Origin of the sequence: Allotabrizicola aquatica (SeqCode), assembly GCF_965194375.1 — a bacterium.
GTDB classification, from domain to species: Bacteria; Pseudomonadota; Alphaproteobacteria; order Rhodobacterales; family Rhodobacteraceae; genus Tabrizicola_A; species Tabrizicola_A aquatica.
The window spans coordinates 749,020-763,843 of record NZ_OZ239428.1 but is presented as its reverse complement, the minus strand read 5'-3'; the positions used below and the strand labels follow the sequence as shown (position 1 = coordinate 763,843).

16 protein-coding genes and 1 tRNA gene are annotated in these 14,824 nt (G+C 63.8%); 5 read left to right on the top strand and 12 right to left on the bottom strand.

Features of this window, described 5'->3' with window-relative positions:
• Window position 1: 1 nt before the first annotated feature.
• Together sseA and smpB are read right to left on the bottom strand one after the other, a co-directional pair.
• Window positions 2–856: a 3-mercaptopyruvate sulfurtransferase gene (gene sseA, locus AC72UB_RS16950; RefSeq protein WP_505190766.1), complete on the bottom strand. Its 855-nt coding sequence runs from the start codon at window positions 854–856 to the stop codon at window positions 2–4.
• Window positions 857–997: 141 nt separating this feature from the next.
• Complete coding sequence (gene smpB / locus AC72UB_RS16945; protein WP_463291081.1) at window positions 998–1,477, bottom strand: SsrA-binding protein SmpB; 480 nt, start codon at window positions 1,475–1,477, stop codon at window positions 998–1,000.
• Between the two features lie 51 nt (window positions 1,478–1,528).
• Here smpB and AC72UB_RS16940 point away from each other — a divergent pair, with 51 nt between their 5' ends.
• Complete coding sequence (locus tag AC72UB_RS16940) at window positions 1,529–1,969, top strand: ion channel (RefSeq protein WP_505190765.1); 441 nt, start codon at window positions 1,529–1,531, stop codon at window positions 1,967–1,969.
• 8 nt (window positions 1,970–1,977) lie between these two features.
• Here AC72UB_RS16940 and AC72UB_RS16935 read toward each other — a convergent pair whose 3' ends face one another.
• The 4 genes from AC72UB_RS16935 to dapF all read right to left on the bottom strand — a co-directional run bounded on the left by AC72UB_RS16935 (window position 1,978) and on the right by dapF (window position 6,411).
• Window positions 1,978–3,246, bottom strand: a complete 1,269-nt coding sequence (locus AC72UB_RS16935; protein WP_505190764.1) for a bifunctional folylpolyglutamate synthase/dihydrofolate synthase — start codon at window positions 3,244–3,246, stop codon at window positions 1,978–1,980.
• An 8-nt stretch (window positions 3,247–3,254) separates the two neighbouring features.
• Window positions 3,255–4,166, bottom strand: a complete 912-nt coding sequence (gene accD, locus AC72UB_RS16930; protein ID WP_463291113.1) for an acetyl-CoA carboxylase, carboxyltransferase subunit beta — start codon at window positions 4,164–4,166, stop codon at window positions 3,255–3,257.
• Window positions 4,167–4,300: 134 nt separating this feature from the next.
• Window positions 4,301–5,572: a tRNA (N(6)-L-threonylcarbamoyladenosine(37)-C(2))-methylthiotransferase MtaB gene (gene mtaB / locus AC72UB_RS16925; protein ID WP_505190763.1), complete on the bottom strand. Its 1,272-nt coding sequence runs from the start codon at window positions 5,570–5,572 to the stop codon at window positions 4,301–4,303.
• Window positions 5,569–6,411, bottom strand: a complete 843-nt coding sequence (gene dapF / locus AC72UB_RS16920; protein WP_505190762.1) for a diaminopimelate epimerase — start codon at window positions 6,409–6,411, stop codon at window positions 5,569–5,571. The genes mtaB and dapF overlap by 4 nt, the downstream gene beginning before the upstream one ends.
• Window positions 6,412–6,508: 97 nt before the next feature.
• Here dapF and AC72UB_RS16915 point away from each other — a divergent pair.
• Window positions 6,509–6,584: transfer RNA gene (locus AC72UB_RS16915), tRNA-Lys, on the top strand.
• Between the two features lie 644 nt (window positions 6,585–7,228).
• On the top strand, window positions 7,229–8,050 hold the full coding sequence (locus AC72UB_RS16910) for an HAD-IIA family hydrolase (RefSeq protein ID WP_505190761.1): 822 nt from the start codon (window positions 7,229–7,231) through the stop codon (window positions 8,048–8,050).
• A 129-nt stretch (window positions 8,051–8,179) separates the two neighbouring features.
• Here AC72UB_RS16910 and AC72UB_RS16905 read toward each other — a convergent pair whose 3' ends face one another.
• The 4 genes from AC72UB_RS16905 to AC72UB_RS16890 form a co-directional block, all read right to left on the bottom strand.
• Window positions 8,180–9,727: an acetolactate synthase large subunit gene (locus AC72UB_RS16905; protein WP_505190760.1), complete on the bottom strand. Its 1,548-nt coding sequence runs from the start codon at window positions 9,725–9,727 to the stop codon at window positions 8,180–8,182.
• 57 nt (window positions 9,728–9,784) lie between these two features.
• On the bottom strand, window positions 9,785–10,165 hold the full coding sequence (locus tag AC72UB_RS16900) for a hypothetical protein (protein ID WP_505190759.1): 381 nt from the start codon (window positions 10,163–10,165) through the stop codon (window positions 9,785–9,787).
• 76 nt (window positions 10,166–10,241) lie between these two features.
• On the bottom strand, window positions 10,242–11,003 hold the full coding sequence (locus AC72UB_RS16895; protein ID WP_505190758.1) for an NYN domain-containing protein: 762 nt from the start codon (window positions 11,001–11,003) through the stop codon (window positions 10,242–10,244).
• Window positions 11,004–12,140 (bottom strand): S-(hydroxymethyl)glutathione dehydrogenase/class III alcohol dehydrogenase, encoded by a 1,137-nt coding sequence (locus AC72UB_RS16890; protein WP_505190757.1) that lies wholly within the window; start codon window positions 12,138–12,140, stop codon window positions 11,004–11,006.
• An 80-nt stretch (window positions 12,141–12,220) separates the two neighbouring features.
• Here AC72UB_RS16890 and AC72UB_RS16885 point away from each other — a divergent pair, with 80 nt between their 5' ends.
• The gene (locus AC72UB_RS16885; protein WP_505190854.1) at window positions 12,221–12,577 is read left to right on the top strand and encodes an I78 family peptidase inhibitor; all 357 of its coding nucleotides are present in this window, start codon (window positions 12,221–12,223) and stop codon (window positions 12,575–12,577) included.
• A 30-nt stretch (window positions 12,578–12,607) separates the two neighbouring features.
• The gene (locus AC72UB_RS16880; RefSeq protein ID WP_505190756.1) at window positions 12,608–12,898 is read left to right on the top strand and encodes an I78 family peptidase inhibitor; all 291 of its coding nucleotides are present in this window, start codon (window positions 12,608–12,610) and stop codon (window positions 12,896–12,898) included.
• A gap of 80 nt (window positions 12,899–12,978) precedes the next feature.
• Here AC72UB_RS16880 and AC72UB_RS16875 read toward each other — a convergent pair whose 3' ends face one another.
• Complete coding sequence (locus AC72UB_RS16875) at window positions 12,979–13,419, bottom strand: c-type cytochrome (protein ID WP_505190755.1); 441 nt, start codon at window positions 13,417–13,419, stop codon at window positions 12,979–12,981.
• 123 nt (window positions 13,420–13,542) lie between these two features.
• Window positions 13,543–14,823 (bottom strand): lytic murein transglycosylase, encoded by a 1,281-nt coding sequence (locus AC72UB_RS16870; protein WP_505190754.1) that lies wholly within the window; start codon window positions 14,821–14,823, stop codon window positions 13,543–13,545.
• Window position 14,824 lies beyond the last annotated feature (1 nt).

The following is a 14,824-nucleotide window of genomic DNA, read 5'->3' as shown; positions in this document are numbered from 1 at the left end:
TTCAGCCTTTCTCGACGGCCAGATCTTCGTACATGCCCCATTCGGCCCATGAGCCGTCATAAAGCGCGTGGTTCTTGTGGCCCATCCGCTCCAGCGCCAAAGACAAGATGGCCGCCGTAACACCCGACCCGCACGAGGTGATGGCGGGCTTTGACAGGTTTACCCCCGCCGCCTCGAACACGGCGCGCAGATCGGCCACCGGCTTCATCGTGCCGTCCGGGTTCAGGAGGCTGGCATAAGGCACATTCTTTGACCCCGGAATATGACCGGCCCGCAGGCCGGGCCGGGGCTCCGGCGCCTCGCCCTTGAAGCGCGCGGCGCTGCGGGCATCAATGATCTCAGCCTCGCCAAGCTTGGCCGCATGGGCCACTTGCGTCACATCCTTGACCAAGGCGTGCTGGCGGCTGACGGTGATGTGGCGGTCGCGCAGCACGGGCGGCATGTCTTCCACCTCGCGGCCCTCGGCCTGCCATTTGGGAAAGCCGCCGTCCAGAACGGCCACATCCGTCTTGCCCATCAGCCGGAAGGTCCACCAAACGCGCGCCGCCGAAAACAGCCCAGATCCGTCATAAACCACCACCTGATGCCCATCGCCAATGCCCATGGCGCGCATGCGGCTGACGAATTTCTCGGGCGGGGGGGCCATATGCGGCAGGTTCGATCGGCTATCGGTGATTTCGTCAATGTCGAAGAACCGCGCGCCGGGAATATGAGCAGCCTTGTACTCGGCCTTCGCATCGCGGCCTGCGTCGGGCAGGTACCAACTGGCATCGATCACCCTCAGATCGGGGTCAGAGCGATGCGCCGCCAGCCACGCGGTGGAGACAAGCGTCTTGGGATCGTCGGCGAGGGTCATCGGCGTCTCCTGTCAGGGATGCTTCGGACCTAACCCGACAAGACCTTTGCCGCAAGTGTCGCGCGGCCAGAACCCCGCCCTTGGCGTACAAATCTGCGATTTCATGGGCCGCAGGCGCCAACCAGCGCGGTGCAGACCCTGTCAGTCGCGGTTGCCCTGCTTCAACAGCCGCGCCTTCTGACGGTCCCAGTCGCGCTTGGCCGAAGTCTCGCGCTTGTCGGCCACCTTCTTGCCCTTGGCGATGCCCAGCTTGACCTTCACCATGCCCCGGTCGTTGAAATACCACTTCAACGGCACCAGCGTCATGCCCTCACGGCCAATTGCGCTCCACAGCCGCGAGAGTTCCTTGCGGCTGACCAACAACTTGCGGTGACGGCGCTCCTCATGGCCCCAAGTCTTGGCCTGCAGATAGGGCGCGATATAGCTGTTGATCAGCCACAGCCCACCGTTCTCAATGCTGGCATAGCTGTCTGCGATGTTCGATCCGCCCTGCCGCAGGCTCTTGACCTCGGACCCCAGAAGCATGATCCCGGCCTCTAAGTCGGATTCGATATGGTAATCGAACCGCGCGCGGCGGTTCTCGGCAATCAGCTTGTTGTTCGGATCGGACATCTTGGCCATGATCGCCCCGAAATAGGGGGTTCAGCCCCCCAAGTCCAGAAGGGGTCGGGCATGTTACTGCAAATCAGCGTTGGGACTGGCCTTTTGCTGGCCAATATCCTGATTGCCGCCGTGGCTGCCATGCTTTTAGAGGTGGTGTTTCAACGCAGCCACCCTTGGATGCTGCGCGAACCCCACAGGCCAAAGCTGGTGCTGATGATCGCGGGTGTCTCGCTTTGGGTTTTGGGCGTGATCACCGCCGGAGTCTGGCTCTGGGCTTTTGCCTACCTGTGGATCGGTGCCTTTGGCACGCTTGAAGAGGCAGTCTATTTCTCGCTGGTCTGTTTTACCACGCTGGGCTTTGGCGATGTTTTACTGCCGCAAGACTGGCGCATCCTTGCGGGGATGACAGCGGCCAACGGGTTTCTCAACTTCGGCCTTCTGACCGCGCTCTTGATCGAAGCGCTGCGCCAAATCCGGCTGGGTCAGTTTGAGCGGCGCAAGTCGCGCTAACGCCGCCCTCAGCCGTTTTCGCGCAGAATGCTGCCCGCCAGATAGAGCGAGCCGCAGATCAGAACCCGCGCCTCGGGCGAGGTCGCCGCAATCGCGGCCAAGGCCTCGACCACCGAAGGCGCGGTCGTGGCGTCAATTCCCGCCTTAACCGCCGCCTCGGCGGTGACTTCTGCAGGAAGCGTGTTCTTCTCGCCGGGAATCGACACCGCATGCAGCCGCGTCGCATGGCCTGCCAAGGGCCGCATATAGCCCGCGACATCCTTGGTGTTCAGCATGCCGCAAATCAGATGCGTCTCACGCTTTGGCATCCGCGTCAGCGTCGCCGCCACCGCCTCGCCGCCAGCCGGGTTATGCCCGCCGTCCAACCACAACTCGACCTTCGGCGCGCTGTCGATCAGCGGACCATGGCGCAGCCGCTGCATGCGGGCGGGCCAATAGGCGCGCGTCACCGCGGCCTCGCAGGCGGCCTCATCCCGCCCCAGCGCGCGCAAGGCGGCAATCGCGGCGCCTGCGTTTTGCACTTGAAACGGCCCAGGAAGATTGGGCAACGGCAGATCAAGAAGGCCGTTTTCATCCTGAAACACCAGCCGCCCGCCCTCTTCGGCCACATGCCAATGCTGCCCAAAGGCCAGCACCGGAGCGCCCGACCGCGCAGCCTTGGCTTCCATCACTGCAAGCCCCGCCTCATCCTGCGGGCCCACAATCACCGGCACGCCGCGCTTGATGATCCCAGCCTTTTCACCTGCAATCTCGGGCAGCGTTTCGCCCAGGTATTGCTGATGGTCCAAGGACACCGGGGTGATAACAGTCAGCGCAGGGCGGTCGACCACATTGGTGGCATCCAGCCGCCCGCCAAGACCCACCTCAAGCAGCGTAAAATCCGCAGGGGTGCGCGAAAACGCGAGGAAGGCCGCGCAGGTGGTGATCTCGAAAAACGTGATCTCATCGGGGCCATTGGCCGCCACGCATTCATCCAAAAGCGCCGTCAACGCGGGTTCCGAAATCAACTCCCCCGCCAGACGGATGCGCTCATGAAACCGCGCCAGATGCGGCGAGGTATAGGCATGAACCTTCGCCCCCCCCGCCTCCAGCCCGGCGCGGATCATCGCCTGCGTGCTGCCCTTGCCATTGGTGCCCGCAATATGGATCACCGGCGGCAAGGACCGCTCTGGGTTGCCCAGCACCGCCAAAAGCCGATGCACCCGGTCCATCGTCAAATCGATGACCTTCGGATGCAGCGTCATCATCCGCTCAAGGATCAAATCCGAGCCGTTCATCGCGCCGCTCACTTTGCGTCAGCCGCCACGGCCAGATCGCCCGGAGGCGGCAGATCGCCTTTGATCGCCGGCGAAAGGCCCATCAACATGCGCAGAACCGTGATCAACTCATCGCGCATATCCTTACGATGGGTCACCCGGTCCAGCATGCCATGGTCCAACAGATACTCCGCCCGCTGGAACCCCTCGGGCAGCTTTTCGCGGATGGTCTGCTCAATCACCCGCGCGCCCGCAAAGCCGATCAGCGCGTTCGGTTCGGCAATCTGCACATCGCCCAGCATGGCATAGCTGGCCGTGACCCCGCCTGTGGTCGGATGGGTCAAAACCACGACATAGGGCAGCCCCGCCTCTTTCAGCATCTGCACGGCCACCGTGGTGCGCGGCATCTGCATCAGGGACAAGATCCCCTCCTGCATCCGCGCGCCGCCTGCGGCGGAAAACAGCACGAAGGGCCGCTTCAACTTCACCGCCCGCTCGGCCCCGGCCAAAATGGCATTGCCGACATAAAGCCCCATGGACCCGGCCATGAAACTGAAATCCTGCGCCGCCGCCACAATCGGGGTGCGGCCCATTTCGCCCTCGGCCACGAGCATCGCCTCGCGCTCGCCACTGGCCTTTTGCGCGGCCTTCAGCCGGTCGGGGTATTTCTTCTGATCGCGGAAATGCAAGGGGTCGGCTGGGGGCTCTGGCACCTTGACCTCGGTGAAGATCCCGCCATCAAACAACGCCGTGAACCGGTCGCGCGGGTTGATCGCCATATGGTGATCACAGGAAGTGCAGACGTTCAGGTTGCCCGCCAATTCGCGGTGAAACAGCATCGTCCCGCATTCCGTGCATTTGGTCCACAGGTTCTCGGGCACCTCACGGCGCGAAAACAGCGAGTTGATCTTCGGTCGGACGTAGTTCGAAATCCAGTTCATCGCCTGCCCTGCGGTCATGTGGTTGCCCCCTCAGATATCCCTCAGGGGGGCAAATTGCAACGCCGGGGGCCGGGCATGGGCAAGCACCTGCAGGCCCGGCCTTTCATCTTGGCAAAAATACTCCCGCCGGAGGCTTACCCGGCCAAAAGCTTGCCCTGCGCCTGCCCGATGATGCGCGCCAAGACGATCTGCCCCTCGGGCTGATCGGTGTCAAAGACCACTTCGGTGAACTGCTCGGTGCGGCCAAGGCGCGGGGATTCCATCAAGACGCGATGGCTCGCGCCCTGCTGGCTGTCCAGATGCCGGGCCAGCGCCGCATCGCCCGCCGCCCGCAACCGCGCGGCGCGCAGCTTGATCTGATCCCCCGGAACCTTGGGCATCCGTGCCGCAGGCGTGCCTTTGCGCGCCGAAAAGGGAAAGACGTGCAGAAAGGTCAGATCGCAGTCGGTCACCAGCTTGACCGAGTTTTCGAACATCTCTTCGGTTTCGGTCGGAAAGCCTGCGATGATATCGGCGCCGAAAATCATTTCCGGACGCAGGCGGCGCGCCTCTTCGCAGAACCGGATCGCATCGTCGCGCAGATGCCGCCGCTTCATGCGCTTCAAGATCAGATCATCGCCCGCCTGCAAAGACAGGTGCAAATGCGGCATAAGCCGCGGCTCGGTGGCAATCGCCAGCATCAGGTTCTCATCCGCCTCGATGCTGTCGATGCTGCTAATCCGCAGCCGCACAAGGTCGGGCACCAGCCGCAGGATACGCATCACCAGATCGCCCAGACGAGGGCCTCCCGGCAGGTCCGCGCCCCATGAGGTCAGATCAACCCCGGTCAGCACCACTTCCAAAAAACCCTTGTCCACAAGCCGCTGAATCTGCTCCACCACCACCCCGGCCGGAACTGACCGAGAGTTGCCCCGGCCATAGGGGATGATGCAAAAGGTGCAGCGGTGGTCGCAGCCATTTTGCACCTGCACATAGGCCCGGTGGCGGCCAAAGCCGTCAATCAGGTGGCCAGCGGTTTCGCGGACGGCCATGATGTCATTGACCTGCACCTTTTCGGTCTCGCCGATAAAGTCGGCAGGGCGGAGCGATCTCCATGTCTCGGCCTGCATCTTTTCATGATTGCCGATCACCCGCGTCACTTCGGGCATGGCCGCAAAAGTTTCCGGCTCGGTCTGCGCCGCGCAGCCCGTCACGATCACTGGCGCACCGGGGTTCTCGCGCGCCAAGCGGCGGATCTCTTGCTTGGCCTTGCGCACCGCCTCGGCGGTGACGGCACAGGTGTTCACCACCACCGCGCCCTCAATCCCTGCCGCCTCGGCCAACTCCTTCATCGCCTCAGTTTCATAGGCGTTCAGGCGGCAGCCAAGGGTGGAAAACACCGGCGGGCGAAAATTTGGCAGGCTCATGGGTGGGCGGCCAGAAACGCGGCCGACAGCCAGCCGTCAAAGACATGCGCCACCGGGCCGGTCATCCAGACACCATCCTCGCGCCAGTCAATCTCCAAGACACCACCGTCCAGATCCAGCGTCACGCGCCGCCCGGTCAGCCCGCGCAGATGCGCGGCCACGGCCGTGGCACAGGCCCCGGACCCACAGGCCAGCGTAATGCCCGCCCCCCGCTCCCAGACGCGCATGCGCAGGCGATCCGGCCCGATCAGGCTGGCAAACTCCACATTGGTGCGCTGGGGATAGAGCGGGTCATGCTCATAGCCGGGGCCAAGGCCCGCCACATCCACCGCCTCGGCGTCTGGGACAAACAGCACGCAATGCGGATTGCCCATGCCCACCGCCACCGGATCGCCCGCCAAGGGCAGGTGCAGCGGATCCACCTCATGCGCCAATGGCACCGACGCCCAATCGAGTTGCGGCGCGCCCATATTCACCGACACCCGCCCATCTGTCAGCCGCACCGCCGACAAACCGCCGCGTGCCGTCACAAGGGTGACCGCTTCCTTGCCAAGCTGGCGCATCATGTAATCCGATACGCAGCGTGTGGCATTGCCACAAGCCCCGGCGCGGCTGCCGTCATTGTTCCAAAAATCCAAACCGAAATCAGCCTGATCCGAATCGCGAATCTCGGCCAGTTGGTCAAAGCCCACGCCCCGGTTGCGATCCCCCAGCGCGCGTGCCAGCGCAGGCGTGACCACGGCGGTCTTCTGCCCGCGTGAGTCGATCACCACAAAATCATTGCCCGCCCCATGCATCTTCATGAAGCCAAGGCCGGAAGGGTCGCGCATCTGGTCCATGCCCCGCATATACGCCCCCCGTCAGGATTTCGCCAGTCACCCGCGCATTTTACCCTTGACCCCACCGCGGCATCCTCCTAATCAGCGGCCCTGTTGTGGGCCGGTAGCTCAGTTGGTAGAGCAGCTGACTTTTAATCAGCGGGTCACAGGTTCGAATCCTGTCCGGCTCACCACTTCATCCCGTTCGATCCGTTGAACATCACGTGACAGTGGTGATGCCGCCCTCGACAGCGCGGGCCTGTGCCCCTTGTGGCGTCCTCCCAACTTTTTTTGCCGATCTTGCTTGCGAAAGGTTCCGCCGGGCGACGACTGACGACAAGGACGTCGCAGCGCCCGAATCCTGGCAGCAGGGACTACTGCGCCAAAACACGCTTTAGGCCCGTCTGGTGCCCGTGTGGTTTGTGTCTGGTTTGCGTCTGGCATCCGTCCCGACACGGGAGCCGGACATCGGCCCCACGCAACCGCCCTTCAGCGCAACTGGACCGACCAGCACCGGGGCATAACTTGCCGTGGTTTCGGATCTCTCGGGCAGGTCATTGTGCATGAAGGGCGCGGCTGATCGGGAACCAGAAAGATGGCGGATCAAAACGGCCAACGGCGATCCTGATCAGGTCTGGGGTCAACCCGATTCTCCACAGTATGTTCGACCCGCAGTTTGGGTGGATGCGATGAAGGCCGCTGGCCCTGCGCCGTGCGATGACACCCGTCAGATGCGGGCCTTGAACTATGTGGTGAGTGAGTTGACAAAGCGGCCAAAGCTGACGGGCGAGAAGATCACCAAGCCCGGCTTCTCGCTGGACCTGAACGGAGGCCATAGATGCATTCCCACCCCATTCGCGCGGCTGTCTTTGACATTGATGGCACGCTGGCCATGCTGGACAAGGACACGGGCACCTATGCCGCCCTGCCGGGGGCTGTGGCTGCCTTGCGGGCGTTGGACGCGCGGGGGATGCCGGTGGTGGCCTATACCAACGGCACCTTCTTTCCGCCTGCGCATTACTATCCCCTTCTGGCCGAGGCCGGGCTGGTGCTGGCGCCGGGGCATATCTTGACGCCTGCCACGGTGGCGGCACGGCAATTGGCCAAGATGGGGGTCAAGCGGCTGTTGACCATTGCCGCCGATGGCACGCGGGTGCCCTTGCGTGATGCGGGGATTGAGGTGGCGCTGGCCGGGCAGGGCGGTGAGGTGGATGGCGTGATGCTGGGCTGGACCAAGGATTTTGGCGCCCGCGATCTTGAGGAGGCAGCGCAGCTTTTGTGGGCGGGAAAGCCGCTTTATGCCACATCCATCGCGCCGCATTTTGCCGGGGCCAAGGGGCGGCTTTTGGGGATTTCGGGGGCGGTGGCGGCGGCGTTGCACAATGCCACAGGGGTCAAGGCCAAGGTGTTTGGCAAGCCGGAAACCATCGGGATTGAGGATATCTCGGCCATGCTGGGGGTTCCGGCGCAGGAGATGGTGGTGATCGGCGATGACCCCAAGTTAGAGATTGCCATGGCCCGCAAGGCTGGGGCTTTCGCGGTTGGGGTGACGACGGGCACCGTGGATGCGGCGGGTTTTGAGGCCGCCGAGCCGGGCTTGCGCGCGCAGGTCGTGCTGCCGGGGCTGGAGGGGGTGATGGCCCAAGGCTGGTGGGGATGATCGCCGAGGGCCAGCTTTCGCGTATGGCCTTCAATCTGGTTCAGATTGAAGGCAACCCCAGACAGGCAAGCCGTTGGAACTGTTGCGTATCGCGTTTGATCTTCTGAACCTGATCAAACGCGGCACGCGCTAGCAGGGCACCACGATGAGGCGGGGGCCTTTGGCTTCCATAGCTTCGGCAAAGGCGGTGTTGAAAGCCTCCGCAGTTTCGACCCGCACGGCCTGCACGCCGTGGCCTTGCGCCAAGGCGACCCAATCCAAGGTTGGCTCCACCATGTCGAACATCCGCGCCACGTTGCGGCCGGGGGTGGCGCCGACGTTCAAAAGCTCTCCATGCAGGATGCGGTAGGTGTCGTTGGCGAAGATGATGGTGCAGATATCCAGCCCTTCGCGCGCCATGGTCCAGAGGGATTGCAGCGTGTACATGGCCGAGCCGTCGCCAGAGAGGCAGAGCACCTTGCGATCCGAGCAGGCCACGGCAGCACCGACCGCTGTCGGCAGGCCTGCGCCAATGGCCCCGCCCATGGTGAAGCGCCAGTCATGCCCACGGGCGGTTTGCAACGGCCCGGCGACGGGCGCGCCGGAGGTGATCGCCTCATTCACCACGACGGTGTTTTCGGGCATGAGATGCGCGATGGTCGCCCCCACCTTTTCCAGCGTCAGCGCGCCGGTGGGCAGGGCGGGCAGGGCCAGCGGGTGCCGCGCATCGGGGGCGAGATTGGGCAGGGGGCCGATGGCATCGGCCATGGCGGCCAGTGTGGCGGGAATGTCCATGGTGATATCGGCCAGCTCCAGCACCGCCGTTCCGGGCGCTTCGGGCAGGCTGGGTTTGCCGGGATAGGCGAAAAAGGCGGTGGGGCGCTGGGCGCCGCAGAGGACGAGGGTTTTGACATCGGCCAGAATGGCGCTGTTGAGATCCACCTCATAGGCGAGCCGGGCCATGCGCAGCGATTCTGCGCCGCGCCTGGCACGGGCGGTGAAGAAGGGGGCCATCAGCCGCGCGCCGGTGGCCGCCGCGATGCGGGCGGCAAGTTGGGCGGTGGCATCGTCGTAAAGGGCGGGACCGTCCACCATGAGCGCTGCACCGGGCTGGCGGAGCGCGGTGACGGCGGCGGTGATCTCGGCGGCGGATGGCAGGCGCAGTGCCGGGGGTGGAGCGGCGGTGGCGGGTGCTGCGCCCGCCTCCCAAGCGGTGTTGGCGGGCAGGATCAGCGTCGCGATCTGGCCGTTCAGGCTGCGCGCCGCTTGCACCGCCGCTGCGCCATCGGTGGCGACTTGGGCGGCATCGGCGCTGGTGCGGGTCCAGTGCGAGATGGATTGGGAAATGCCGGCCGTATCGCCTTTGAGCGGGCTTTCGTGGCGCAGGTGATAGGTGGCGTGTTCGCCCATGACATTCAGCACGCCCGACTGCGCCTTGCGGGCGTTGTGCAGGTTGGCAAAGGCGTTGCCAAAGCCGGGGGCAAGGTGGAGAAGCGTCGCTGCCACGCGGCGCGACATGCGATAGTAGCCGTCTGCCGCGCCTGAGGTGCCGCCTTCGAAGAGGCACAGGATGCAGCGCATCTGCGGATGGTCGTCCAAGGCGGCGACGAAATGCATCTCGGAGGTGCCGGGGTTGGCGAAACAGACGTCAACGCCCGAGGCGAGCAGGGTCTTCACCAGAGATTCCGCGCCGTTCATCTGAGCCCCCAATGTCTGACCGGGCCAGTCTGGCCCCATGGGGCAGGGGAGGCAAGATCAGCCGTTCAGGAAAAACCCGTCATGCGTCTGCCAATAGCGCACAAGATCGGCGCCGCTGCGATGGGGCAGGCCAAGCGCTTGGGCGTCGTAGAGATCAACGCCCAAAAGGGCCGCCATCTGCCAGGCCTCGCGCGCCAGACGGTCGGCCTCGGCCCCGGTCAGGGTGCTTTCGATGCCATTGGCGGCCAAGGACAGGACCAGCACAAATTCCAAGGCGGGGTGATCAGGCCAGCGGGTCGCCAGCTCTCGTGTCAGGGCCCGTGCGCTGCCGCGACCGGACACCAGAAAATCGATGGCAAACTCTGCCAGCTCATCGCCCGTTTCCAAGGCGGCCCCCCGCTCTCCACCGGCCGCCCTGCCGGGCTGGGCCGTTCCCACCGGGGTAATTGGCCATGGCTGTGGGGGCTGTGGCAAGTCTCATGCTGCTGACCGGCCAAGGCCCGGCGTGAAAAGGTCACGCGATGTCGCGCACCAGCCAAGCGTTGGCATCTTTGCGGACCTCGAACCGTTTGGGCAGGCCCTTGATCAGGTCTGAGAGCTTGGCCGCCCCATAGGTGCGCGAATCGAAATCGGGATCGGCGCGCACCATGTATTGGCCGATCTGGCCCAGATGAAACCACTCGCCATCGGGATCGATGCTTTGCATGGCCTTGGCGATCAGGGGGATCGCCTCGATCATCGGGCGTTTCGTGGGTGGGGCGCTGGCGGTGCCCTCGGTGCGGGCGGCGGCCATGACGGGGGCGGCGGGGGCGGTGGCGGTTTCCGCCTCGGCCTCGGTCACGATGTTTTCGATCAGGATAAAGCGATTGCAGACCTTGCGCAGGCTTTCGGGGGTCTTGGACTCGCCGATGCCGATCACCTCAAGCCCTTCTTCGCGGATGCGGCTGGCGAGACGGGTGAAATCGCTGTCAGAGCTGACCAGCACAAAGCCATCGAACTTGCCTTGGTGCAGGATGTCCATCGCATCGATCACAAGGCCGATGTCGCTGGCGTTCTTGCCCTTGGTGTTGGCCGATTGCTGATGCATCACCAGCCCCAGATCGCGCGCCGCCGATTTCCAGCCCGCAAGCTGCGAGCTGGACCAATCGCCGTAAACCCGCCGCAGGGCGGGTTCGCCAATGCGGCCGACCTCTTTCAAGATCGCCTCGGCATGGCGCGAGAGCACGTTGTCGGCGTCGATCAGAACCGCCAGCAGTTTGGCCCCATCGCGGGCCACTTAGTAGACCACGACCGAGCGGATCGATTCACCTTTGTGCATCAGATCGAAGGCGTCGTTGATCTTTTCCAAGGGCAGGATGTGGGTGATCATGGGGTCGATCTCGATCTTGCCGTCCATGTACCAATCCACAATCTTCGGCACATCGGTGCGCCCGCGTGCGCCGCCAAAGGCGGTGCCTTTCCAGATGCGGCCGGTGACCAGTTGGAAGGGCCGGGTTTCAATCACCGCGCCCGCAGGGGCCACGCCGATGATGATGGACTGACCCCAGCCGCGGTGGGTGCATTCCAAGGCGTCGCGCATCACCTTGACGTTGCCGGTGCAGTCGAAGGAGTAATCCGCGCCGCCGATCTTGTCGAAGGGGGTCTTGGTCAGATCGACGATGGTTTGCACCATCGACTGACCTTCGGCCAGCTTCTTGGGGTTGATGAAATGGGTCATGCCAAAGCGGCGGCCCCATTCTTCTTTGTCGTCGTTCAGATCGACGCCGATGATCATCCGCGCGCCGGCCATTTTCAGGCCCTGAATGACGTTCAGACCAATGCCGCCAAGGCCAAAGACCACCGCCGTCGCATCCTGTTCCACCTGCGCGGTGTTCAGAACCGCGCCGATGCCCGTGGTGACGCCGCAGCCGATGTAGCAGATCTTGTCAAAGGGCGCGTCGTCGCGGACCTTGGCCAGCGCGATTTCGGGCATGACGGTGTGCTGGGCGAAGGTGGAGCAGCCCATGTAGTGATAGATCGGCGTGCCATCCAGCATGGAGAACCGGGTGGTGCCATCGGGCATCAGGCCTTGGCCTTGGGTGGCGCGAATGGCGGTGCAGAGGTTGGTCTTGCGCGACAGGCACGAGGGGCATTCGCGGCATTCGGGGGTGTAAAGCGGGATCACGTGATCGCCGGGCTTGAGCGATTTCACGCCGGGGCCGCATTTCACCACCACGCCCGCGCCCTCATGGCCGAGGATCGAGGGGAAAATCCCTTCGGGGTCGGCACCCGACAGGGTGAATTCGTCGGTGTGGCAAATGCCGGTGGCTTTGATCTCGATCAGAACCTCGCCCTCTTTCGGGTCATCAAGGTTCACCTCCATGATTTCAAGCGGTTTGCCAGCGGCAACGGCAACGGCGGCACGGGTGCGCATTTCGGAATTCCTCCCCTTATCAAGGGTCTCAGGCTGTGCCAGAACGTGTGGAATTGCAATTCAGGAAACGACATTTGACAGTGACTTTGTTCCGGGTTTCGGCCCTGTTTGCGGGCCGCATTGCCCCGAAGCGGCGGGGGGCGTTGGGCTGCGCGGTTGCGGTTATGGTGCTGGGGGGGCTCTTGGCCGGGTGCCTGCGGGCGGGTCCGATGTTGGGGCCGGTGGACGAGATGTTGCCCGATTTGCCCGACAGCTGCGGCCTTGCTGCCCTGTCTGACCTGCGTGGTCAGCCGATGGAGCGGCTGGCTGATTTCCGCCTGATGGGTCCGCTGCGCGTGCTTTGGCCGGGGCAAGAGATTACAAATGACATTGTGCCCACCCGGCTGAACGCCGAGGTTGATGTGACCGGTCGAATCCAGCGGTTGATCTGTGGCTGATTTCGGCTGACGCCTGTTCAGGAGAGTGCCATGCGTCCCTTTGCCCTGCTTATCCCTCTTGGCCTTGCCGCCTGCGTTGAGGCCGAAAGCCCGCCCTATCCCGGTGACATTCCGCCACCGCTGCCGCCCGAGGACAGTTGCGGAGCGCCTGATCTTCAGTTTCTGCGTGGGCAGCCTGAGACCGTGCTGCAGACCATGAAATTCGGGGTACCGGTGCGGATCATCCGGCCGGGGATGGCGGTGACGATGGATTACAACCCGACGCGGTTGAACATTGAAATCGACGAAACCGGCGAGATTTTCCGCATCAGCTGCGGCTGAGTTTCGCGGGACATCGCCCATTTGGTCAAACAAAGGCCCCCCGGACATAAGGTCCGAGGGGCCCCTTACCAACGCACCGTTTACTTCTGAACGCGATAGTCGGTGTGGCAGGCCTTGCAGGTGCCACCAATGGCCCCCATGCCTGCGCCAATGCTTTCAGCGCTGGCCACATCAAGGGCACCAGCCGCATCACCCAGCGCCTTGCCCTTGGCCAAGAAATCATTCCAGTTGGTCCAAACCTCGGGCTTGGCCTCAGAGGCCGGATCGGCCGCGTTGTTGGTGAACTTGGCCTCGATCTCGGCGGCGGCCGCGATCATGGCTTGCTTGGCCGCTTCGGCGGCGGCGGCATCATGCGCCACCTCGCCCGAGGCCATGCCGCCCAAGGTTTTGGCTGCCCCACCGATGGTTTTCATCAGATCCTTGCGGGCAATCACATCGGGATCGGTCGCGGTGACAGCTGCAAAGGCGGCCCCGGTCATCAAAAGCGCGCTGATACACAGCGTTTTGGCAAAGGTTCTCATCTGGCTCTCCGCTGATTGGACGAAACACGTTTGGGCTGAATTCAACTTCTGAAACTCAGCTTAGCCAGATCGATACCGCCCGCATAGGGACTTTGGTCTGAACCCTGCCGGTACACGAAGTCGTTACTGCAGGGCCTGCAAGACCGAAAGGCTGGGAAAGCCGTCTGGCACCATGCCGCGGGCCTTTTGAAACGTCTTAATGGCGGCCACGGTTTTAGGGCCCATCTTGGCGTCAACGCCGCCGGTATCAAACCCGGCCGCTGTCAGCCGTTTTTGCAAGGCGACGCGTTCCTCAAACGACAGCGCGCGTTCGTCACGCGGCCAAGGCGCGAGGATCGGTCCTGCCCCGCGCAAACGGTCGGCCAGATGGCCCACGGCGATGACATAGGCATCGGCGGTGTTGTAGGTCTCGATCACATGGAAGTTCTGGAAGATCAGAAAGGCCGCGCCCCGGTGCCCGCCGGGCAAAAGGACCGAGGCCGGGCCATGGTCTGGCAGATCGGTGCCGTCCGCCAGCCGAACCCCCATCGCTTGCCACTCGGCGACGGGCTTTTTCACCCGCTCGGTCGTCAGGTCATAGTTAAAGCCCGGCGGCAGGGTGATTTCGGCGCCCCAAGGCGCGCCTTTCACCCAGCCCTTGCCCGCGAGATAGGCGGCGGTTGAGGCCAGCGCATCGGTGGGATCATCGTCCCAGATGTCGCGCTTGCCATCGGCGGTGAAATCCACCGCAAAGGCATGCCAAGACGAGGGCATGAACTGCGTATGCCCCATCGCTCCGGCCCATGAGCCGCGCAGGGTGGCTGGGGTGGCATCGCCCAGTTGCAGGATCTTGAGGGCGGCGATCAACTCGGCTTCAAAAAACGCGCCGCGCCGCCCGTCATAGGCCAACGTGGCGAGCGCGTGCAGCGTGGGAATGTCCCCGCGCACCGCGCCATAGGCGCTTTCCAGCCCCCAGATGGCGGCGACGACTTCGGCGTCAACGCCATAGGTGGCCTCGATCCGGGCCAGCGTTTCGCCGTGGGATTTCAGGGCCTTAAGCCCATGAGCGATGCGATCATCTGATACGGCGGTGTCAAGATATTCCCAGATCGTCTTGGTGAATTCGTTCTGGTGGCGGTCATTGCGCACGACCTTTGGCAGGTATTCCGCACCTTTCAGCGCATCAAGCGTGGCGGACGAAAAGCCCGCCGCCAAGGCGCGGTCTTTGAAGGTGGAAAGCCACTGGGTTAGCCCCTCTTGCGTGCCGGTTCCTTCGGTCAACATCGCCTCCCCGATGGTTTCAGTCATGGCCGCTTCGGTGTCTTGCGGGCCTGCAAGGGCGGTGGTGGCCAGCGTCAGCGCGGCGGCCATGCTCATCAAGCCCTGACGGGCATTCTTCGCAAAGATTGCCCGCGCGTCGCCCATC